General features: G+C 71.9%; 18 protein-coding genes and 2 pseudogenes. 13 read left to right on the top strand and 7 right to left on the bottom strand.

What is annotated here, in order from left to right; all coding sequences use genetic code 11:
- The first annotated feature begins 53 nt into the window (after positions 1 to 53).
- The gene (locus DJ82_RS12100; RefSeq protein WP_094581907.1) at positions 54 to 743 is read left to right on the top strand and encodes a hypothetical protein; all 690 of its coding nucleotides are present in this window, start codon (positions 54 to 56) and stop codon (positions 741 to 743) included.
- 92 nt (positions 744 to 835) lie between these two features.
- The gene (locus tag DJ82_RS12095) at positions 836 to 1,990 is read left to right on the top strand and encodes a pyridoxal phosphate-dependent aminotransferase (RefSeq protein ID WP_094526557.1); all 1,155 of its coding nucleotides are present in this window, start codon (positions 836 to 838) and stop codon (positions 1,988 to 1,990) included.
- A 4-nt stretch (positions 1,991 to 1,994) separates the two neighbouring features.
- Here the strand turns inward: DJ82_RS12095 and DJ82_RS12090 are convergent, their stop codons facing one another.
- From DJ82_RS12090 to DJ82_RS12070, 5 genes are all read right to left on the bottom strand, one after another.
- Positions 1,995 to 2,723 carry a 3-oxoacyl-ACP reductase family protein gene (locus tag DJ82_RS12090; RefSeq protein WP_094581906.1) on the bottom strand — a complete coding sequence of 243 codons (729 nt, stop codon included), beginning with the start codon at positions 2,721 to 2,723 and terminating at the stop codon, positions 1,995 to 1,997.
- A gap of 63 nt (positions 2,724 to 2,786) precedes the next feature.
- Positions 2,787 to 3,602 carry a class I SAM-dependent methyltransferase gene (locus DJ82_RS12085; RefSeq protein ID WP_094581905.1) on the bottom strand — a complete coding sequence of 272 codons (816 nt, stop codon included), beginning with the start codon at positions 3,600 to 3,602 and terminating at the stop codon, positions 2,787 to 2,789.
- Positions 3,603 to 3,668: 66 nt separating this feature from the next.
- Complete coding sequence (locus tag DJ82_RS12080) at positions 3,669 to 4,139, bottom strand: hypothetical protein (RefSeq protein WP_094557968.1); 471 nt, start codon at positions 4,137 to 4,139, stop codon at positions 3,669 to 3,671.
- A gap of 105 nt (positions 4,140 to 4,244) precedes the next feature.
- Positions 4,245 to 5,120, bottom strand: coding sequence for a deoxyribonuclease IV (locus DJ82_RS12075; protein WP_094557969.1), 876 nt, complete (start codon positions 5,118 to 5,120; stop codon positions 4,245 to 4,247).
- 72 nt (positions 5,121 to 5,192) lie between these two features.
- Positions 5,193 to 6,155, bottom strand: a complete 963-nt coding sequence (locus DJ82_RS12070; RefSeq protein ID WP_094581904.1) for a biotin/lipoate A/B protein ligase family protein — start codon at positions 6,153 to 6,155, stop codon at positions 5,193 to 5,195.
- Between the two features lie 145 nt (positions 6,156 to 6,300).
- Here DJ82_RS12070 and DJ82_RS12065 point away from each other — a divergent pair, with 145 nt between their 5' ends.
- The 11 genes and pseudogenes from DJ82_RS12065 (at position 6,301) to DJ82_RS15740 (ending at position 17,165) form a co-directional block, all read left to right on the top strand.
- Complete coding sequence (locus DJ82_RS12065) at positions 6,301 to 7,215, top strand: serine/threonine-protein kinase RIO2 (protein ID WP_094525824.1); 915 nt, start codon at positions 6,301 to 6,303, stop codon at positions 7,213 to 7,215.
- Positions 7,216 to 7,338: 123 nt separating this feature from the next.
- On the top strand, positions 7,339 to 8,157 hold the full coding sequence (locus DJ82_RS12060; RefSeq protein ID WP_094557971.1) for a universal stress protein: 819 nt from the start codon (positions 7,339 to 7,341) through the stop codon (positions 8,155 to 8,157).
- Positions 8,158 to 8,363: 206 nt separating this feature from the next.
- Positions 8,364 to 8,798, top strand: a complete 435-nt coding sequence (locus DJ82_RS15385) for a hypothetical protein (protein ID WP_241881509.1) — start codon at positions 8,364 to 8,366, stop codon at positions 8,796 to 8,798.
- 526 nt (positions 8,799 to 9,324) lie between these two features.
- Positions 9,325 to 10,590, top strand: coding sequence for an ABC transporter substrate-binding protein (locus DJ82_RS12045; RefSeq protein ID WP_094581903.1), 1,266 nt, complete (start codon positions 9,325 to 9,327; stop codon positions 10,588 to 10,590).
- Positions 10,587 to 11,590 (top strand): annotated as a pseudogene (locus DJ82_RS12040) (FAD-dependent oxidoreductase). Before DJ82_RS12045 ends, DJ82_RS12040 begins: the two are co-directional and overlap by 4 nt.
- A complete protein-coding gene (locus DJ82_RS12035) occupies positions 11,587 to 12,765 on the top strand; it encodes an iron ABC transporter permease (RefSeq protein WP_094581902.1) in 1,179 nt (392 codons plus the stop codon). Before DJ82_RS12040 ends, DJ82_RS12035 begins: the two are co-directional and overlap by 4 nt.
- The gene (locus tag DJ82_RS12030; protein WP_094557975.1) at positions 12,766 to 13,662 is read left to right on the top strand and encodes an ABC transporter ATP-binding protein; all 897 of its coding nucleotides are present in this window, start codon (positions 12,766 to 12,768) and stop codon (positions 13,660 to 13,662) included.
- A gap of 92 nt (positions 13,663 to 13,754) precedes the next feature.
- The gene (locus DJ82_RS12025) at positions 13,755 to 15,002 is read left to right on the top strand and encodes an ABC transporter substrate-binding protein (protein ID WP_094581901.1); all 1,248 of its coding nucleotides are present in this window, start codon (positions 13,755 to 13,757) and stop codon (positions 15,000 to 15,002) included.
- Entirely contained in the window at positions 15,003 to 15,179 is a 177-nt protein-coding gene (locus DJ82_RS15030) for a hypothetical protein (protein ID WP_170938255.1), read from the top strand.
- 148 nt (positions 15,180 to 15,327) lie between these two features.
- Positions 15,328 to 16,131: an FAD-binding protein gene (locus DJ82_RS12020; protein WP_094581900.1), complete on the top strand. Its 804-nt coding sequence runs from the start codon at positions 15,328 to 15,330 to the stop codon at positions 16,129 to 16,131.
- Between the two features lie 407 nt (positions 16,132 to 16,538).
- Positions 16,539 to 17,165, top strand: coding sequence for a hypothetical protein (locus DJ82_RS15740; protein WP_394338198.1), 627 nt, complete (start codon positions 16,539 to 16,541; stop codon positions 17,163 to 17,165).
- A 72-nt stretch (positions 17,166 to 17,237) separates the two neighbouring features.
- On the opposite strand, the gene DJ82_RS12010 is transcribed toward DJ82_RS15740, so the two are convergent.
- The gene (locus tag DJ82_RS12010) at positions 17,238 to 18,350 is read right to left on the bottom strand and encodes a TrmB family transcriptional regulator sugar-binding domain-containing protein (protein ID WP_094581899.1); all 1,113 of its coding nucleotides are present in this window, start codon (positions 18,348 to 18,350) and stop codon (positions 17,238 to 17,240) included.
- Between the two features lie 81 nt (positions 18,351 to 18,431).
- Positions 18,432 to 20,824 (bottom strand): annotated as a pseudogene (locus DJ82_RS12005) (alpha-amylase family glycosyl hydrolase).
- Between the last annotated feature and the right edge of the window lie 36 nt (positions 20,825 to 20,860).

Genomic DNA, 20,860 nt, shown 5'->3' with positions numbered 1-20,860 from the left:
CCCGGCGCCCCCGAGCGTAACCGGTTTGGCCGCGTGCCGCCAACGGTCCGCCAATGAACCGCGAACAGGCGGTCGACCGGCTGGCGACCCTCGTCGACCGAGTCGAGAACGAGACGATGCCGGTCCCCGTCCGCGAGGTGTGGGCGTTCGGCGATGTCGCGCTCGGCCTCGACCCCGTCGAGCGCCTCGACGTCTACCTCACCAAGGACGTGATCATGGGCGGCGACGCCGACGCGGCGGCGGCGTTCGAGGCCGAGTACGGCGTGAAGGGGATCGGCACCTCCGTGCGGGCCGAGTGGGCCGAGGCGCACCCGGACCGCGTGCGCGCGAGCGACAACGGGTACGCCGCCCCCGAGAAGTGCCTCGCGGCCGAACTCGTCGGCGACAGCGAGGGACGTAGTCCCTCTGGCAGCCGGACGCAGTCCGGCGACAGCGAGCCGATCCACCTAGAGGTGTGTAACGCGAGCTTCGAGGACAACGTGCGCCAGCGCCTGAAGGGGGCGCTGGCCCGCGACGCGTACGAGGAGGTGCTCGACCCGCGCGGGGTCTGCCTGTGGGTCGACGGCACCCGCGACGCGGAGGCCTTCGACCGCCTGCGGGCGGGCTCGCTCGCGATGCCGACGCTCCCGGCCGCGCTCGGGATGCTCGGCGCCGACGAGGACGTGGCCCGCGAGGCGGCGGACGTGCTCAAGCGGCGCCGGGCCGAGCAGGAGGGGTCGTCGGTGCGCGGCGACATGGTGTAGGCGGCGGACGCCGACGGCGCCGCTCCGCCTCCGCTCGGGCCGCGTTTGGCCGCCACCCGACGGTTTTTTGCTCGGTTCGCCGTGTGGACGGTATGCCAACGCCCACCGACCGCGTCCGGCGCGCGGAACGCTCGCGGATCCGGGTGATGTTCGACCTCGCACAGCGTCACGGCGGCGACCTCGTCCGGTTGGAGGTCGGCGAACCCGATTTCGACACGCCAGCGCACGTGATCGACGCCGCCGCGAGCGCCGCCCGCGACGGCGCGACCCACTACACCTCAAACGCGGGGCTCCCCGCGTGTCGGCGGGCCATCAGCGACACGCTCGCCGCCGAGTACGGCGTCGAGCACGACCCGGACGAGGTCGTCGTCACCGTCGGCGGGATGGAGGCGCTCCACCTGGCGGTCCTCGCGGCGGTCTCGCCCGGCGAGGAGCTGCTCGTCCCGGGCCCGACGTGGCCTAATTACAAGACGCAGGCGACGCTCGCGGACGGGCGCTTCCGCGAGGTCCCCATGCCCGCGGAGACGGGGTTCGCCCTCGACGCGGACCGCGTGATCGACGCGATGAGCGACGACACCGCGGCGGTCGTGCTCACGACGCCCTCGAACCCGACCGGCCGCGTCTTCGACCGCGACGAGTGCCGTGCGGTCGTCGAGGCGGCGGCCGACCACGACGCGTACGTGATCGCCGACGAGGTGTACCTCGGGCTCACCTACGACGGGCCCGCCCAGGGGATCGCCGCGTACACCGGCCACCCGGACCACGTGCTGACGGTCGGCTCCTGCTCGAAGCGGTACGCGATGACCGGGTGGCGGCTCGGCTGGCTCGCGGGCGACCGGGAGATGATAGACGCGGTCGCGACGGTCCGCGAGTCGACCACGGCCTGCGCGTCGAGCGTCGCGCAACACGCCGCGATCGCCGCCTTGACCGGCCCGCAGGAGCCGTTCGAGGAGATGTACCGGGCGTTCGAGGAGCGTCGCGACCTCGTCGTCGACCGCGTCGACGCCATCGACGGGCTCTCGGCCCCCCGCCCCGAGGGCGCGTTCTACGCCTTCCTCGACCCCGGCATCGACGCGCCCGCGATCGACGTCGCGAAGTACCTCCTGCGGGAGCACGGCGTCGTGCTCGCGCCGGGCGACGGCTTCGGCGACACGGCCCCCGGGCGGCTCCGCCTCTCGTTCGCGAACTCCGTCGACCGGCTGGAGGAGGGGTTCGACCGGATCGAGGCGGGACTGGCGGAGTACTGACCGCCTACCGCATCAGCTCCCCGCCGTTCACGTTCAGCGTCTCGCCCGTGACGAATCCCGCGTCCCGGAGGTAGGCGGCCGCGTCGGCGATGTCCTCGGGCTGGCCGTACCGGTCGACGGGGATCGCGGCCAGCTCCTCGCGCTTCTCCTCGGGCGTCCGGTCGCCCGTCATGTCCGTCTCCACCTGGCCGGGGGCGATCGCGTTCACCCGTATCTCGGGCGCGAAGTCGCCGGCGTGGCTCCGGGTGAGCGAGAGGAGTGCCCCCTTCGAGGCGGCGTAGTGGCACTCGACCGGCGCGCCGGTGTGCGCGAGGATGGAGGAGACGTTCGTCACCGACGGGCCGTCCTCCGACTCCCGGAGGTGCGGGAGCGCCGCCTTCGTGACGTTGAACGCGGAGTTGACGTTGACGTCCATGACCCGGTCGAAGTCGTCGGGATCGAGGTCCGCGGTGTACACGTGCTGGTCGATCCCGGCGTTGTTGACGACGTGGTCGACCCCGCCGAGGGCGTCGGCGGCGGTCTCCACGAGGTGGGCCGCCGCGTCGGGGTCCGAGACGTCGGCGCCCACGGCGACCGCCGCTTGCCCCCGGTCGCGGACCGCGTCGGCGACGGCCGCGGCGGCCTCGTCGCTGGTGCGGTAGTTGACCGCGACGTCGTAGCCGTCGTCCGCGAACCGAAGCGCGATCGATCGCCCGATACCCCTGGAGGAACCCGTCACGAGTGCGGCCGGCATGTCGCTCGGATCGCGCCCCGTCGACTTCGACCTTCCGGACGCGGCGGCGGAACGCCGCGTCCGTCAGTCCCCGGTATCGACCCGCCCCACGGTCACGTCGAACGGGACGCGCTCGACGCGCTCGTACTCGCCGGCGCCGATCGCGTCGACCACCTCGCGGCCCATCTCGCGCCAGCGCCGGCGGAGGTCGTCGTAGGCGGCCACGGAGGTCGCGGCCACCAGCTCCTCGCGGTGGTCGGCGAGCCCGGCGCCGGAGGCCTTCCGCGCGGCGGACGACAGCGCGGACTCCGCGTACGGCGGCGCCGTCCGCTTCTCGTGGACGTACCGATGCGTCCGGAGGTCCCCGACGCCCGCCGCCGCGAACGCCTCCCGCACGCGGTCGCCGAGGGCGACGTCGGTGTCGACGCCCTCGAGGTACGCCTCGCGGGCCTCCCGCTCCAGTCGCTCCTCGGCGGCGACCGTCGAACTGACCGTCACGTCGCCGTTGTCCGGCTCGATCGCGGCGACGAGGTCCGAGGAGACGCGGGCGAGGTCCCGGACCGCGGCGACCGGCTCGGGGAGGTTGATGAGGAGGGCCTGACAGACGGCGAGGTCGACGGCGCCGTCCGGGAGCGGGAGCCGGGTCGCGTCGCCGGCGACGTACGGGAGTCCCGTCTCCTCGCGGGCGACCGCGAGGAGGTCCGTGTCGGCGTCGACGCCGATCACGGTCGCGTCCGGCCTCGCCTCCGCGTCGAGGACGCGCGTCAGTTCGCCGGTGCCGCAGCCGACGTCGACGACGCGGCGGCGGCTCGCCAACCCGAGGTCCGCGAGGGCCGCCCGGTCGTCGGCCCACATCCCCTGCCGGGTGTGTTCGAGGTACTCCGCGGAGAAGCGTCGCACGGCACCGCGTTCGACGCGGGACGAATTAAACGTGGGGAAGCCGAGCGCCCGGGCGCGCTCCGACTCTCAGTCTTCGTCGCCCTCGCTGTCGCCGCCGCTCCCGAACCCGACGAGGTCCGAGAGCAGCGCGGCGGTGACGCCGGCGCAGTAGCCGACGAACGCGCCGGTCAGCCCGACCGCGGCGAAGGCCATCGTCACCCCGCCGATCGGGGAGTCGCCGGGGCCCACGCCCGGGACGCCGAAGACGGTCCCGACGACCACGAGCGCGGCGAAGACGACCGCGGGCACCGCGCCCACCGCGAGACACGCCGGGCCGCCGCAGCGCGCGTACCCGCCGACGGCCGCGATCGGCGCCGGCGCGTAGAACGCCAACAGCGGGACGAGCCGGTCGGTCAGCGCCGCCGCGGTCGGGAGACCCGCACGCTCGGCGACGACCGCGACCGCCAGCGAGAGCGCCACCAGACCGGCGAATCCGCCGACCATCGTGAGGGCCAAGCGGCGACGACGACCGATGAGGAGCGCCTCAGTGGTGGTCATATCCGTGGATCTCGGCTCCGACCACATAAAGGCGCGTCGGACAATTGTAACTAAATTCGGGGGTTTCCTCCCCTTCGCTCCCGCGACGGCCCGGCCGCCCCGGGCTCACTCCGCGCGCAGTTCGCGGACGCGCTCGATGTTCCACGCGAAGCTCTTCCCGTTCTCGGTCGGCGTCTCCAGCGCCAGCGGCACGTCCGTCAGGTCCGGGTGGTTGACGATCCGCTCCATCCCGGCCTCGCCGATGTGGCCCTCGCCGATGTGGGCGTGCTCGTCCTTGTTGGTGCCGCAGGCGTGCTTCGAGTCGTTGAGGTGGATGTACTCCAGGTGTTCCAACCCGACGGCGTCGTCGAACTCGGCGACGGTCTCGTCGACCGCCTCGGGCGTCGAGAGGTCGTAGCCCGCCGCGAACGCGTGGGCCGTGTCGACGCAGACGTCGATGTCCGTCTCGGTGCGGTCGATGATCCCCGCGAGGTGTTCGAACTCGTCGCCGAGCTTCGTCCCGGCGCCCGCGTCACTCTCGATGAGGATCGTGACGCCGTCGGGGACGTCGACGTCGTCGATGACGCTCGCGGCGTTGTCGAGGCCGCCCTCCACGCCGGCCCCCGTGTGCGCGCCGAGGTGAACGTTGACGTACGGAATGTTCAGCTTCGCGGCCGCGTCGACCTCCTTCTGCATGGAGTCGAGCGACTTCTCGCGGAGCCCCTCCTTCGGCGTACAGAGGTTGACGAGGTAGGAGGTGTGGATCACCCACGGCCCGACCAGGTCGCGTTCGGTCCCCTCGCGGAACTGCGCGGCCTCCTCGTCGCTGATGTCCGGGTCCTGCCACACCTGCGGGGAGTGCGTGAATATCTGTCCGCAGTTGCCGCCGAACTGCTTCTGTCTGAACACCGCGTTGGCGATGTTCCCGTACGGCGGCGTTTCGGGATCGTTCGACGCCCGCGAACCGGAGATCGAGACGTGCGCGCCGACCTTGAGACTCATACCGCTACAACGGGGGCGATTGAAAAAGCCCCTTCGGAACCGGTTGGTCCGGTTCCCCTCCCGTTCCGGCGACTACGCGCCGTCGTTTCCCGGTCGGGTCCGGACCCAGCCGTCGTCGCGGTACTTCTCCTCGACGAGCTCCTCCGCCCGCGCGAGCTCCGCGCTCGACCACGAGCCGTCGCGGTCGAGCGCGACCGCGTCGGCCCGGCCGTTCTCGCCGTCCGCCTCGTCGCCACCGCCCTCGTCGCCGTCTCCGCCCGTCACCCACGCGACGAGCGCGTCTTCGACGGCCGCCGCGGCGTCCGCCCGGTCGGCGTCGGCCAACTCGTCCATCCCGACGACGCGCTCGCGGAACTCCTCGGGCGTGACCGGCGGATCGGAGAAGACCCCGAGGTGACGCTCCGCGTCGACGGCGAACGTCAGCGAGCCGTGCTGGATCACGGCGTCGCGCTTGCGGTACTGGGCGTTGCCGGCTATCTTCCGGCGGTCCGTCGCGCCCTCGTCGCCGTCGCCGGCCGCGCCGCCAGCCTCCGTCGCGCCGTCGGCCTCCGGCTCCGCCGAACCGCCCGCCACCACGTCGTGCGCGGGGTGAAGCTCCCGGAGGTAGCAGGCGGGGCGGTACAGCTCCGGCACCGACTCCTCGACGTAGCCCGCGTCGATCTCGATGCGGTCGAACGCGTCGAGGACCGGCTCGCAGAGGAGGTGGTAACAGTCGAGCAGTTCGCCGGGCACGTCGGCGGCCGGCACCGCGATCGAGTACGCGACGTCCCCGCGCCCGTCGTGGTAGATCCCGCCGCCGCCGGTCTGTCGGCGGGTCACGTCGATCCCCTCGCGCTCGCAGAACGCCCAGTCGACCGTCTCCGGGTCCTGCCGGTAGCCGAGCGTGAGACAGCTCGGCTCCCATCGGTACGTGCGGACCGTCGCGGGGCCGCCCGCCGCCGCCGTCTCCGCCGCCACCTCGTCGAGCGCCATCTGCATCGGCCCCGGACGGGCCTCCTCTCGGATCAGCCGCCAGCCGCCCGTCGGCGCGGTCATGCGCGCCTCTCCGCCCGCCGTCCCGAAAGCGGTTGCGTTCGGACGACGATCCGGTCGAAACGGGATTTGCTATCGCGGAATGAGATTTATCGCACCGCCTCGCGGAACGCGCGTCCCTTTTAGGAATCCCCGGAGTAGGGGGCGTATGGTCCGAAACGTCGCCGGCGACATGGCGGAGCTCGAACCCGAGGACTTCTATCTCCTCTCGGGCGTCGAGCAGGGGATGCGATTCTCGGAGTGGGTCCGCCGGGACAAGATCCCCGACTACGCCGACCTGACGCGCGAGGAGGTGGACTACCGGATCGACCGGTGTCTCGACCGCGAACTGATCCAGCGGAAGACGATCCAGTACGAGGGATACCAACTCACGTTCGAGGGGTACGACGCCCTGGCGCTCCGCACGTTCTCCGAACGCGAGACCATCGACGGCGTGGGCTCGCCCCTGGGGTTCGGCAAGGAAGGAGACGTGTACGAGGCCCAGTCGTTCAAGCCGCTCGCCCTGAAGTACCACCGCGAGGGATACACCAACTTCCGCGAGGTGAACCGCGAGCGCGAGTACACCGCCGACCGCGACCACGTCTCTTGGATGTACACCGCGCGCAAGGCGGCCGAGCGCGAGTACGAGGCGATGGAAGCGATGTACCCCGACGTGAGCGTCCCCCGCCCCGTCGACCACAACCGCCACGCCATCGTGATGGACAAGTTCGACGGCGCGGAACTCTCGCGCGCGAGACTCGAACCCGAACAGGCCTCCGCGGTCCTCGATCTGGTCCTCCGCGAGCTGGTCACCGCCTACGACCTCGGCTGGGTCCACGCCGACATGTCCGAACACAACGTCGCGGTCGCGGAGAGCGGCGTCACGATCTTCGACTGGCCGCAGGCGGTCCCCGTCGACCACGAGAACGCCGGCGAGTTCCTCGAACGCGATGTCGCGAACCTCCTGCGGTACTTCAGCCGGAAGTACCCCCACGAAGTCCCTCGAGACGCCGATATCGAGGGGATCGCCGGCGCTATCGCCGACGGCTCGTTCGAATCGGTCCGCGCGTTCGCGGCAGAGTAAATCGCATAGCGCGATACGAAATCGTTCGCCCCGTCCAGTCTACTGTTTCCGAATTCTGGAGTTATCGTCTTGTGGGAACTACTGGTGGATATTATAGTCTAATAAACACTATGATTAAATGTGATGTACAGGGTACTCGTTCCGGTCGACAGAAGTGAGGAACGCGCGTTCCACCAGGCACAGTACGTGTCACGGCTTCCGAACGCCCCCGACGATGTCGAGGCGACGGTGTTGTTCGTGGTGCCTCCCGATGAGTTCAACGACGCCGACACGGTGGAGTTCTCGGACATCGACGCGGCCGTCGGGGCGGCCAACCTTCTCGAGGGCGAGGGCGTTTCCGTGACCCGAACCGTGGACGACGGCGGTATCTCGGACCAGATCGTCCGTTCCGCTGAGGGGCTCGAAGCCGACGAGATCGTTATGGGCGGACGCAAGCGGTCGGGCGTCTCCCGTGTGCTGCTCGGTAGCACGGTTCAGGACGTTATGCTCTCGGCCGAGCGGCCAGTTACCATCACGAGCGAGACGGGCGTGCCCGGCGAGGGGATCCGACAGGTTCTGGTACCGGTCGACGCCGACGCGGGACGCGCCCATCATCAGGCGGCGTACGTTGCGGGGCTGCCCGAGGCGGCGGAGACCGTTGAAGCGACGGTTCTCGTCGTGTTCCGTCACCAGGACTACAAGGGGGCCCCTCCCCACACGTTCGAGGAGATCAACGCGGCAGTCGAGGCGGCCGATACCCTCGAGAACGAGGGGATCCCCGTCGAGCGCGTCGCCATCGGGGGCGAGGTGGCCCGGAAGATTCTCGACGTGGCGGCGGAACGCGATGCCGACAGCATCGTCATGGGCGGGCGTAAGCGGTCGGGGCTCCAAGAGGTACTCATTGGGAGCATCACGCAGGACGTCATGCTCTCGACCGAGCGGCCGGTCACTATCACCGGCTGACCTCGGTCGAGCGCCGTCCCACGTCAACAGTAGTCACGATCATCGCGCGCAATGCTGTACACTGTTGGTCTGAGCAATCCGGTATCGAGCAGATCAAAGTCGCCGAGGACGCCCCGGTAGCCGGACATACGCTCGCGGAGATCAGCCTCCCGAGGGGGAGCCTTGTCATCTCGGATCGGAACCGAACACGGATAGCACGTGCCGATATGGAACTCGAACGCGGCGAGTATTACATCGCCGGCGCCGAGTCCGGAACGGTAGGCCGCGAGGCCGGACGGGCCACGGTGGACGGCCTCTACGCGGCCGGATGGATGACGAACGAGACGGTCCACCAGGCGGTCGTGAGCGCGGGCCACGACGCGCGCGCCGCCGTCTCGCTGATCCGGGACGACGTCGCCACGCGTTATTGGCCCGCCGTCGCCGACCACTACGTCGACTGGGTCGTTCGCGAGGGGCGATACGCGGGCGACGCTCGCTGTCGGGAGGTTCGACGTGCGTTCCACGAGACGGCTCGGCCCCACAGCCTCGCCGACGTCGACGACGCCGACGCCGAGTCGCTGCTGGAGACGGTCCGCTCGGAGTTCACCGAGTCGGTCGCGGTGGCGCTCGCGCTGACGACCGACGCCTCGTCCACCCCCTAGCTGAAGCGGACGATCGTCGGCGAGACGACCGCGCGTCGGAACGAAGTCATCGCGGTCGCGGAGGCGCTCGCCCGCGAGGCGGAGCACCTGTTCGAGGCCGCCGACGTCGTCGACGAGGTCACCGGGCGCGTCGTCGCCCTCGACGAGACGCCGCTGACGGCGCTCGGTTTCGACGCGCTCGGGCGTGGATGTACGCCGCGCTCTTCGCCCCGGAGGACGATCGTGGCGCCGACGGACCCGACAAACGCCCGTCGAACGAGGTCGGCGGCGAGATCCGAGGGGGCGAACGATGACCGGCGCCCCGCGGTACCTGTCGACCGTGTACATCCGCGGACACCGGGACGAGGCGCCGATCCAGACGAGCGCTGTGGACGAGGCGCCGGACCGGCCGCCGAGCGTCTCGCCGACAAAGCGCGCTCGACCGGCCGTTCCGACCGGTTCCGGCCGCCGGCTTCCCGTTTCGGCGAAGTGTTAGGCGAGCCTAAGATCCGAAACCGATTTAATCCTTTAGGGTGGCCTAAATCGTATGGAACCAGACGCGGACCGATCCCCCGCGACGCGACGCGACGCGATCAGGTACTGCGGCGGCGTCGCCGGCGCGGGACTGCTCGCCGGGTGCGCCGGGACCGATCCGGCGCCGGGCGGTGCCGGGGGAGACGACGGCTCGGCGAGCGGCGGTTCGAACGGGAGCGGTTCGGCCGACGGCGACGGTGCCGGCGGCGAGGACGGCTCGTACACGGCCGAGATGGCGCCGGCCGGCGAGGTCGCGTTCGACGCGGTCCCGGAGGGCGTCATGGTGTACAGCCTGCTGTACGCCGACCTCGCGGTCGCGCTCGGTCACGGCGGCGCGGTGAACTCGCTCGGTTTCGACGCGAACGCGGGCGGGAACACGTTGGACGCCTACTACGCGCGCCTCGACGGCGTCTCCTTCGACGCCGAGGGGCTCACGCAGCTCAACTCCGGCTCCGGCGGCATCTCCGTCGACCGCGAGCTCCTCTACGAGCTCGACAGCGACCTCCACCTCGCGGACCCGTGCCTGTTCGCGTCCTTCGACGGCTGGAGCGCGGCCGACGTGGCCGAGGTCCGCGACAACGTCGCGCCGTGGTTCGGGAACGTCTACAGCCGCCGGCACTCGGACCCCCCGGAGCCGTGTCGCGACGACTACGAGTACTACGCGCTCCCCGAGATCGGCGAGCGCGTCGCCGCCGCCTTCCGCGAGACGGAGCGCTTCGCCGCGCTCGACGCGGTCCGCGAGGACCTGATCGAGACGATCCGGAGCGACCTCCCGCCGGCCGAGGAGCGCCCGACGGTCGCCGCCCTCATCTACATGGACGGGACCTACTACCCCTCCCGGACCGACGGGCCGGGCTTCGCGAACGCGCACGTCCGTCCGTTCGACGTCCCCGACGCCTTCGCCGCGGACGAGGTCACCTACGAGACGGCCTACGACCACGAGCGGCTGCTGGAGGTCGACCCCGACGTCATTCTCCACCAGTACGGGATCGCCTCCTACTACGACGTCGGCGCGGTCCGCGAGGAGCTGGCCGACCACTCGGTCGCCGGCCGGCTCTCCGCGATCGAGAACGACCGCTTCTACCCCTCCGGAACCCCGGTGCAGGGGCCGATCATGAACCTGTTCCAGCTGGAGATGACGGCGAAACAGCTGTTCCCGGGTCGGTTCGGCGAGTGGCCCGGCTACGAGCACGGCGACGACTACCCGCCGATTCCGCCGGCCGAACGGCTGTTCGACCGCGAGGAGGTCGCCGCGATCGTCTCCGGAGGCGCGGAATGAGCGCCGCCGTCGATCGCGACGTCGTCGTGGTCGGCGGCGGTCCGGCGGGCTGCTCGGCGGCGGTGTTCGCGGCGCGGGAGGGGCTCGACGTCGCGGTCTTCGACCGCGGTCGGTCCTCCCTCGCGCGCTGTGCGCACCTGGAGAACTACCCCGGATTCCCCGCCGGCGTCGACGTCGAGACCTTCGCGGAGCTGCTCCGCTCGCACGCGGAGCGGGCGGGGTGTTCGGTCGTCTCGGACCTCGTCGAAGACGTCGAACGCCGAGCCGGAGACGGGGATGACGCCGCCGGCCTCCGCGTCACGCCGCAGGAGGGCGAGCCGGTCACCGCCCGCCGCGTGGTCGCGGCGACGCGGTACGGCGGCGAGTACCTCCGCGGGCTCGACGACGACGAGGCGATGTTCGCGGTCCACGAGCACGGCGACGAGACCCACGAGGGCTTCGACCGCGAGTACGCCGACCGCGACGGGACGACGCCGGTCGACGGGCTCTACGTCGCGTCGCCGTCGGCGGCCGACCGCCAGGTCGTCACGGCGGCCGGCCGGGGCGCCCGCGTCGGGAAGCGGGTCGTCGCCGACGCGCGGATCGACGACGGCTGGTGGCCCGCGGCGGCCGAGGGCGTCGACTGGCTGCGTCGAGAGGCCGCGGTCGGCGACGAGTGGACCGACCGCGAGCGGTGGGCCGAGTGGTTCGACGCGGAGCACGCGACGCCCTCGACCCGGACTCGGACCGGTTCGCCCGCGTCCGCGAGGCCGCGATCGACGCCTCGCTGTCGTCGTACGTCGACGCGGACGAGGCCGAATCGCGGGCGGCCGCCGGGCGGCGCGCGCTCGCGGCGCACCTCGACCCGGCCGCGGTCGTCGACGCCCACGGCGCCGACGCCCTGCTCGACGCGATGGACGACGAGGCGATCGCGGCGCACGCGACCGAATTGAACGGCGGGCGGGAGGCGGCCGACGGAGCGGGGGGAGACGGAGCGGCGGCCGACCAGGGGGCGCGATGAGCGGCGAGCGGTCCGCGGTCCGCGGCGGGGCGTCGACGAGCCGGTCGGCCGGGACCGACCGCTTCGGCTGGCTGCTCGACCCGAAACTCGTGAGCGTCGCGGTCGGGAGCCTCGCGGTGGTCGTCGTCGCGGGCCTCGTGCAGGTGAGCTTCGGCGCCTACTCGATGACGGTCGGCGAGGCGTGGCGGGCCGTCCTCGACCCCGCGGTCCTCCTCGACCCGCGGTGGCTGCTCAACTTCCTCGTCGGCGAGGAGCTGATGCGGGCGATCACGGGCTTTCAGGGCGAGCTGCCGGAGCTGTCGCACGGCACGCTGATCGTCTGGAACATCCGCCTACCGCGGGTGATCGTCGGGGCCATCGTCGGGATGAACCTCGGCGTCTCGGGCGCGATCTTCCAGGCGGTCACCAGGAACGAGCTCGCGAGCCCGTTCATCCTCGGCGTCTCCTCCGGGGCCGGGCTGATGATCCTGCTGACGCTGGTCGTGTTCGGAGGGCTCTCTGCGTTCCTCCCGCTGATCGCGGCGCTGGGCGGCGCCGTCGCGTTCCTGATCGTGTACGCCATCGCGTGGAAGAACGGGACGAGCCCCGTCCGGCTCGTGCTCGCGGGCGTGATCGTCGGGACCGTCTTCGGGAGCCTCCAGACGGCGCTGTTCTTCTTCGCCGACGACATCGGCGTCGTCCAGTCGGCGATCCAGTGGACGACCGGCTCGCTGACCGGGACGGACTGGGCGCAGGTGCGGCTGGCGCTCCCGTGGACGGTCGTCGCGGTACTGCTCTCGATCGCCGGATCGCGGCAGCTGAACCTGCTCCTGTTGGGCGAGCAGACCGCGAAGTCGCTCGGGATGTCGATAGAGCGGGTGCGGTTCGCGCTGTCGGGGGTCGCGGTGCTCGCGGCCGCCGCCAGCATCGCGGTGGCCGGCATCGTCAGCTTCGTCGGGCTGATCGTCCCGCACATGGTGCGGAACCTCGTCGGGAGCGATTACAAGCGGCTGATCGTCGGGTGCCTGTTCGTCGGCCCCGCCCTGATGGTCGCCGCCGACGTGGGCGCGCGGCTCGGGATGAGCGTCCTGACGGGCGCGGACGCGCAGATCCCGGTGGGGATCGTCACCGGGCTCGTCGGCGGGCCGTACTTCCTGTACCTGATGCGGAGACGGCAGAACATGGGTGAACTCTGAATGTCCATCGAACGCACGAACGCGACGGATTCGGACGAACTGAGCGGCGCGAACGCGCCGAACCGAACGACCGGCGAGCGCGCGGCGGGCGCCACCGACGCGAGCGACCTCGACGCCGAGGGGCTCGTGTTGGGGTACCCGACCGCTCCGGAACCGGTCGTCGACGGCGCGTCGATCGCGGCCGAGCCGGGCGCGGTCACCGCCCTCGTCGGTCCGAACGGGTCGGGCAAGAGCACCCTGCTGAAGGGGTTGGCGAACCAGCTCGCGCCCGAGGACGGCTCCGTGCTCCTGGACGGACGCGACGTTCACTCGATGGACACGAAGGCGCTCGCCCGGAAGCTCGGGCTGCTGTCACAGGAGAGCACGTCGCCGGACAGCATCACCGTCGAGGACCTCGTCCATCACGGTCGGTACCCGCACCGCGGCTTCTTCGAGCGGACGACCGAGGCGGACGCTCGCGCGGTCGACCGCGCCATCGAGCTGGCGGGCTGCGGCCACCTCAGGGACCGCGAGGTCGGGAGCCTCAGCGGCGGGCAGAAGCAGCTCGCGTGGATCGCGATGGTCCTCGCGCAGGACACCGACGTGCTCCTCCTCGACGAGCCGACGACGTTCCTCGACTTACACCACCAGATGGAGGTGATGGAGATCATCGAGACGCTGCGCGACGAGAGCGACGTGACGGTCGTCGTCGTGCTCCACGACATCGAGCAGGCCGCGCGGCTCGCCGACCGGATGGTCGCGCTCAAGGACGGCGAGATACGGGCCCGCGGCGCCCCGGGAGAGGTCGTCACCGAGGAGCTGCTCGCTGACGTGTTCCGCGTCGACACCGACGTGGTGCAGACCGAGAACGGCCCCCGCGTCACCCCGTTGCGCGCCAGGCACGAGGGGTCGGAGTAACCCGACGCGTCCGGCCGACGACGACGTGGCAATATATTTTAGTCCGACCTAAAAACCGAAGTGGTTAAACATCTTTAGGCTAGCCTAAAAACATGTCCAGAGACGACGCGGTACACGGGGATCCGACCCGCAGAGCGTTCGCGAAGTACGGCGGTACCGTCGCGCTCGGCGGTCTGCTCGCCGGCTGCACCGGCGGTGGCGACGGGGAGGGCGACGGCGCCGACGACGGCTCGGCCGACGGCAACGGCGCCGACGACGGCTCGGCCGACGGCGACGATTCTGACGGGTCCGGCGACACCGCCGAGAGCTACATGGCGTCGATCTCGCCGATGGGCGAGGTGACGTTCGAGTCGCCGCCGGAGACGGTGTTCACGCGGCTCACCCACCACGCGGACATGGCGTTCGCGCTCGGCCGGGGGAACGACGTCACCGCGCTGCACGCGCCCGACTACTACGACGGGCTGTGGAACCAGTTCGTCGAGCGGCTCCCGGGCGTCTCGCTCGACTGGTCCGGGCGCTACTCCTCGTGGAAGCCGGACAAGGAGAAGCTGTACGAGCTCGACAGCGACGTCCACCTCGCGGACCCGGCGTGGATCACCCGACAGGACGCCTGGGACCGCGCGGACGTCGACGAGGTCGCCGAGAACGTCTCGCCGTGGTTCGGCAACTCCCTCAGCGACCGCCACCAGGAGCCGACGGACGAGTGGGCCGACGGCTACCAGTACTACGGCCTGTGGGAGCAGTTCGAGATCGTCGCCGACGCGTTCCGGGAGCGCGAGCGCTACGAGGCGCTCGCGGAGGTCCGCGAGGGGCTTCTGTCGACGATCGAAGAGGGGCTGCCGCCCGAGGAGGAGCGCCCGACCGCGATCATGATCGCCGCCGCCGACATCGAGAGCATCTACGCGTACACGCTGAGCAACCCCGGCTTCCTCACGTCGCACACGCGCCCGCTCGGCCCGCGCGACGCGTTCGAGGGGAGCGTCGAGTGCGGCACGGTCGTCGACTTCGAGACGATGCTCGAGGCCGATCCCGACGTCATCCTCTACCTCGGCGGGATGGAGCCGGGGACGGACATGGCCGGGCGACGGACCGCCTTCGAGGAGGTCGCCGTCGGCTCGGAGATCGCGGCGGTCCGGAACGACCGCATCCACCCGCAGGGCGCCCGGTATCAGGGCCCGATACTGAATCTGTTCCAGCTGGAGATGACGGCGAAGCAGCTCTACCCCGACGCGTTCGGCGCGTGGCCGCGGTACGAGGAGGGTCCGTATCCGGCGATCCCCGAGAACGAGCGGCTGTTCGACCGGAAGCGCGTCGCGGACGCGATCAAGGGGGACCTGTAGATGCGCGCCCGCGAGTGGACCGTGGCGGCGACCTACGGCGACCCGACCGACTACGACGTCCCGGCGCTGCCGACGTGGCGGGTCGAACGCGGCGCGTGCGGCGACCTCGCGTTCGCGGCGACCGACCGGGACGAGCCGTTCATCGCCGCCGCCAACCCGGTCCGGGTTCGGCGATGAGCGGGGCGAGGCCGGCCGCTCGACAGCGCATCGCGTCAGACCCGCGGGACCGAAGATCCTACCTCGCCTCGCCCGTGTCGACGGGTATGGAGCCGAATCAGCTACGGGCGGCGGACCGTTCCCGACGGAACCGACGGGTGGTCGACCGATGACCGACGGGTCGACCCCCCCGCGCGACGTGGTCGTCGTCGGCGGCGGCGTCGCCGGGCTCTCGGCGGCCGTGTTCACGGCGCGTCAGGGGCTCGACACGCTCGTCGTCGACGGCGGCGCGTCGATCCTCCGGCGGAACGCCCACCTGGAGAACTTCCCCGGGTTCCCGCTCGGAGTCAACGCCCGCCGACTGCTCGACCTCCTCGGCGAGCAGGCCGAGGCCGCCGGCGCGGACCGACTCGACGCGCGGGTGACGCGGGTCGCCGCGATCGACTCCGGCGACGCCGATTCCGGCGGTGACGGCGCCGTCCCGAGCGACGGCGCCCCGAGCGACGACGCCCGGTTCGCCGTCGCCACCGACGGCGACGACCGGATCCGGACGCGGTACGTCGTCGCGGCCACGAAGAACGCGGTCGGCTACCTCGACGGCGTCGACGGCGTCGGGATCATCGAGCGCGGGAAGGCGTACGTCGACGTCGACGAGCGCGGCCGGACCGGCGTCGACGGGCTGTACGCGGCGGGGCGGCTCGCGGAGAAGCCCCATCAGGCCGCGGTGTGCGCCGGCCACGGCGCCGAGGTCGCGGTCACGCTGTTGGAGGACGACGACGCGCCCTTCTACCACGACTGGGTGACGCCGGAGGGGTACTTCACCGACCGGGGCCGCGAGGTGCCCCCGGGCTGCGAGGAGATCGGCGCCGACGGTGGCCGCGAACGCGAGGCCGCCTCGCTGGACGCGACCCGCGAGCGGTTCGCGGAACCGCATCCCGACCCGCAAGAGACCCACCCGAGCCTGGAGGAGTGACCGGATGCGGAGCGTGACCGCGACGTGATCGGGACGACGCTGGCGGCTATCAGCGACCATATCGAGGCGCTCTCGTCGGAGACCGGCGAGTACTCGCTCGTCTGCGCCCGCTACGGCGACAGACCGGTCCCCGCGGCCGGGCTCCGGTTCGAGAGCCGGGCCGCCGCGCGCGCCGCCGCGCGCGCCACCGAGCAGTACCGCGACGCGCTCCGCCGGTACGACCCGCAGGTCCCGTACTACGACGTGATCGTCCGGCAGGAGTACGCGGGCGACGAGGGCGTCGACCGCGGCGTCTGCGACGGGAGCGCCGACGGCGACGCCGGAAGCGGTCGGTCCGCCGGCGACGCGCACGACGTGCGGCGGTTCTCGGCGACCGAGGCGGCGGACTGGTCGCTCTCCGACCCGCCGTGGGCCGCGACCCCGGACCGAACCCCGATTCGAGCCGCGACCCCGAACCGAATCCCGCGCCGAGCCGCGACCTCGTCGGGTTCTGCCACGACGCGGCGGCGGCGGTGTTCGAGGCCCTCTCGGCGGGCGACCACGACGCGGTCGAGTCGGCGGTCATGGACGCCTACTTCGCGTTCGCGGAGGAGCGGTCGGACCCGGACGGCCTCTGTCTCCGGCTCCTCGAAGCGATGGCGTTCGAGCTCCGCCGCGGCCTCGAGCCGACCGAACAGGCCGCGGTGCTGGCCGACGCCGCGTCGCGGCTCCCCGTCGCGCCCGACGCGGACCCGGTCGCGGGGGCGTTCGAGCGCCTCGCCGGAGCGGGGGTCGTCGGGAGCTACGCGGCCGACTCGGGCGGCGACGAGCCGCCGGCCGAGTCGGTGGTCGTCCACGTGTCCGACTACGCGCTGACCCCCCGGGACGGGCGGTTCCCGACGCTTCCGGTCGCTCTCGAACTGTGCCGACACGGCGACCGGTCGCCCCCGCGGGCGGTCCGCGTCGACGCCGTGGAGGGGGGCTGGCGGCTCGGGATCGACACCGCGTCCGGCGACGAGCCGTCGGGGCTGACGAGCGCGCCGATCCGCGAGTAGGTCGGCGTCGGCCCGCGCGGCGTCGGCCTATTCGGCGTCGACCTATTCGGCGTCGACCTATTCGGCGTCGACCTATTCGGCGTCGGCGGTGCCGCCGGACGCGTCCGCCTCGCCGGCCTCGTCCGCCTCTATCCGCACGAGGTCGGCCTCGACGTCCTCGACGAACGCGCCCTTCCCGCCGACGGTGACGGTGCCGTCGTCGGTCTCCACGACGAGCGAGTGCTGGACCGGGAACTCGTTGTTCGTCGGCTCGACCATCCCCTGTTTCGCCTCGACGACGCGTCCCACGAGCTCGACGGCCTCGTCGCTCTCCGTCCGCCGCCCGCCGACGGTTACGCGCGGCGTCTCGCCGGCGCGGAGCCGCAGGGTCGCCTGTAACACCGTGTGCCGGAAGTTCTCGTACTCCGCCGGGAGCGGCGCCGGCGGCGCGGTCGCGGCCTCGGTCGCGGCCGGCCAGTAGTTCCCGAGGAAGGAGCCGACGATGACGGGCGCGAGCTGTTCCTGCGAGAAGTGGATCGCCTGCCGGTCGGTGTCGGACCGCCGGAGCAGCTCGGGCGGGGCGACGACGCCGCCCGCCGAGTCCACGGTGAGGAGCGTGGGCATCGCCTCGCTCCACGTCCGAACGACGCTGGCGACGCCCTCGAGGTCGACCGCGTCGCTGCCGGCGTCTCCGACCGACGTCCCCTCGGCGTCGGAGACGACGAGGAGCACGAGCACGCCCCGGTCGACCGCCTCCGCGAGCGACTCCCGGACCTCCGGGAGGTGCTTGGCCGTGACCGACAGCGCGACCTCCGACTCCGCCCCGTCGAGCAGCGACCGGATCCGCTTGATGACCGTGACGCGGGACTTGATCACCTCGAACTGCTCGGCCCGCCGCTCCACCCGCGAGAAGCGCTCCTCCAGTCCGGGTCGGATCGCGTCGACGTCCGAGCGGAGCCGGTTTATCACCTCGTCGGGCGGGTTCGCGCGGATCGTCGTCGGCACGACGTGGTCGTTCACCTCTACGAACCCGCGGTCCGCGAGCGACTCGCTCACGCTGTAGACGTAGCGCTTCGACACGCCGGCGGCGTCCGCGATGGTGCTCGCCTTCGCCTCGCCGTGCTCCAAGAGACTCAGATACGTGTCGATCTCCTTGTCCGAGAGCCCGAATCGGCGGAGGAGATCGTTCAGCGTCCGGTCGTCCATACGCAACAGAGGGCGAGGCGACCACTTATAAGGGTCGGACGACGCGACGGACGCGGATACCGCGACCGGGGAGACGGGACCCTATCTGAGGACGGCCACGGCGTCGACGGCGACCTCGTTCCCGACCGCGCGGTCGGCGAACAGGTCGGTCTCGACTCCCTCCGGCACCGCGACCGTCGCCGGCTCGGTCGCGAAGTTGACGACGACGAGGAGGGCGTCGCCGTCCGCCTCGTCGGCGCCCTCGTTATCGCCGACCGCCGTCCGGGCGTACGCGGTCACCCGCTCCGGGTCGCCGTCGACGACGCGCACGTCCGTCGCGGGGCCGCTGAAGTCGACGGCGCCCTCGCGGAGGAGCGGCTCGCGCTCGCGGAGCGCGGCCAGGTCGCGGTGGAAGTCGGTGAGGTCGTTGTCGCCGTCGTGCCAGCGGACGGGGCCGCGGTACGTCTCGTTGCCGCGCTCCTGCCCGGCGTAGATCATCGGCGCGCCGGGGAGCGTGAAGACGGTCGCGGCGGCGGCCTTCAGGGCGTCTCGGCCGTACTCGGCGAGGTAGCGGTCCTCGTCGTGGTTCTCGACGTAGCGCATCTGCGCGCTCGGATCGTCGAAGCCGAGCCACGCGGCGCGGTCGAACGCGTCGCCGACCGCGCTCGCGGGGGCCTCGCCCGCGCCGACGTCGCGGAGGATCCCGTAGAGGGAGGTGTCGTAGTGGAGGTCGAACTCCCCCTCGCCGTAGAAGGGGTCGTGCGGGAGCGTCTCGTCGAGCAGGAGGACGTCGTCGGGGACGCGGTCGGCGACCTCCTTCCAGAACCCGTGCGGGACCCCCCACGCCACGTCGGCGCGGAAGCCGTCGACGACGGCGGCCCACTCGTCGACTACGTCCAGCAGCCACGCCCGGACGGCCGGACTGTCGAAGTTGAGGTTGGGGATCCGCCGCCAGTTGAAGTAGTACTCCGGCATGTCCCCGGGGGCGAGCTCCGCCCAGTCGGTCCCGGTCACGTCGAAGGCGCCGTCGGCCCGGCGGTAGTGGTCGGCGTACGCGTCGACGCCGGCGGCGTGCATCTGGAACGCGGGGTGGTCGCGGGAGGTGTGGTTGATCACGAGGTCGAAGACTACCCGGATCCCGGCGTCGTGGCAGGTCTCCACGAGCGACTCGAACGCCTCGAGCGAGCCGAGGTCGCTCGCCGTCTCGTAGTAGTCGGTGACGTGGTAGCCGTGCTCGGTCGGCGAGGCGAGCACGGGCGTCAGCCACAGCGCGTCGACGCGCAGGCTCTCCAGATACGGCACCCGGCGCTCGATCTCGCGGAACGTCGTCGGGAGGGTGTCGCCCGCGAACGACCTGACGAACGCCTCGTATATCGTCGGCGCGTCGGCCCACTCCGGGGCGGCGTGAGGGTCGGTGACCGCGACCGGCGCGCCGCCACCGGCGACGCCGTCGGCCGTCGGTCCTTCGTCGACGCCGCCTCCTTCCGCCGTCCGTCTCTCGTCGCCGTTCCCGCGCTCGATGCGCACCGTCTCGGCCGCCCCGTACCGCTCCGCGCGCGGGACCGCGTGGACGCGGAGGCCGCCGCCGTCGAGGGCGTCGTCGGGGACCGCTCCGAGCGGGACGGCGAGGGTAGCCCCGTCCGCCAACGACTCGATCCGCGTGACCGTCTCCGGGGCGGCGTCCGGTCCGTCGACGAGGAACTGACGCCGACGCCGCGGTCGCGGCGTCGACTCGCCCGGCCCCCTTCGCCCCGCCGGCCGCGGGCGGCGCCTCGACGTCGGCCGTCCAGGCAGGACCACCCGGATTCGGCGTCGCTACGGTCCTCGACCGCCCGTCGAGCCGAGAGCCGGGGGCGTCCGGGTCCCGGGACCTCGACGACGTCGCCGTGCTCGTTTCCGGGGTCGTCGTTGGCGACGAAGCTGAACCGGTGGCGCCCCGGCGGCACCCGGGTCTCGAGGACCCAGTCGTCGCCGTCGCGCTCGGGCCGGTCGCGGGCGAGGAGGCGCTCGTTGTGCGCCCACATCAGCGAGACGCGGTCGACGGCGTCGTCGTCGACCGGGAGGTCCGCGGCCGCGACGCGGAGCTCGGTCTCCCGGCGCTCGTCCGGGAAGGCGCGCACGCGCTGGCGGTGCGTCCCGTCGGGCGCGTCGAGCGTCAGGACGTAGGTCCCCGGCGCGTCCGGCCGGAGGCGGAGGACCGGGGCGTCCGATCGGCTCGTCGCCCCGGAGACGAGGACCGGTGGTGTCCCCTCGGGTTCGTCTTCCGGTCGGTCACCCTCTCCGCGTCCGGTTCCCTCCTCGGACCCGTCGCCCACCCCGGATTCGTCGCCCTTCCCGGATCCGCCGCCGCTCCCTATCGGTCCCTCGCCGACGGCGCTGTCGGCGGGCGCGTCGCGGACCGTCCACTCGTACGTACCGTCCGGATCCGGGGATCGAGGCGCCAGCTCGACCGATTCGCCGACGCTCGTCGTCCGCGGAGGCCCGGGCTCGTGCATGCCGGTACCCGGGCGCCTCCCGGCTTGAGGGTTTCC

The sequence above is a fragment of the Halorubrum sp. Ib24 genome (assembly GCF_002252745.1).
Taxonomy (GTDB): domain Archaea; phylum Halobacteriota; class Halobacteria; order Halobacteriales; family Haloferacaceae; genus Halorubrum.
Note: the sequence above shows the minus strand (reverse complement) of the source record. Positions and strands in the feature narration are given on the sequence as shown.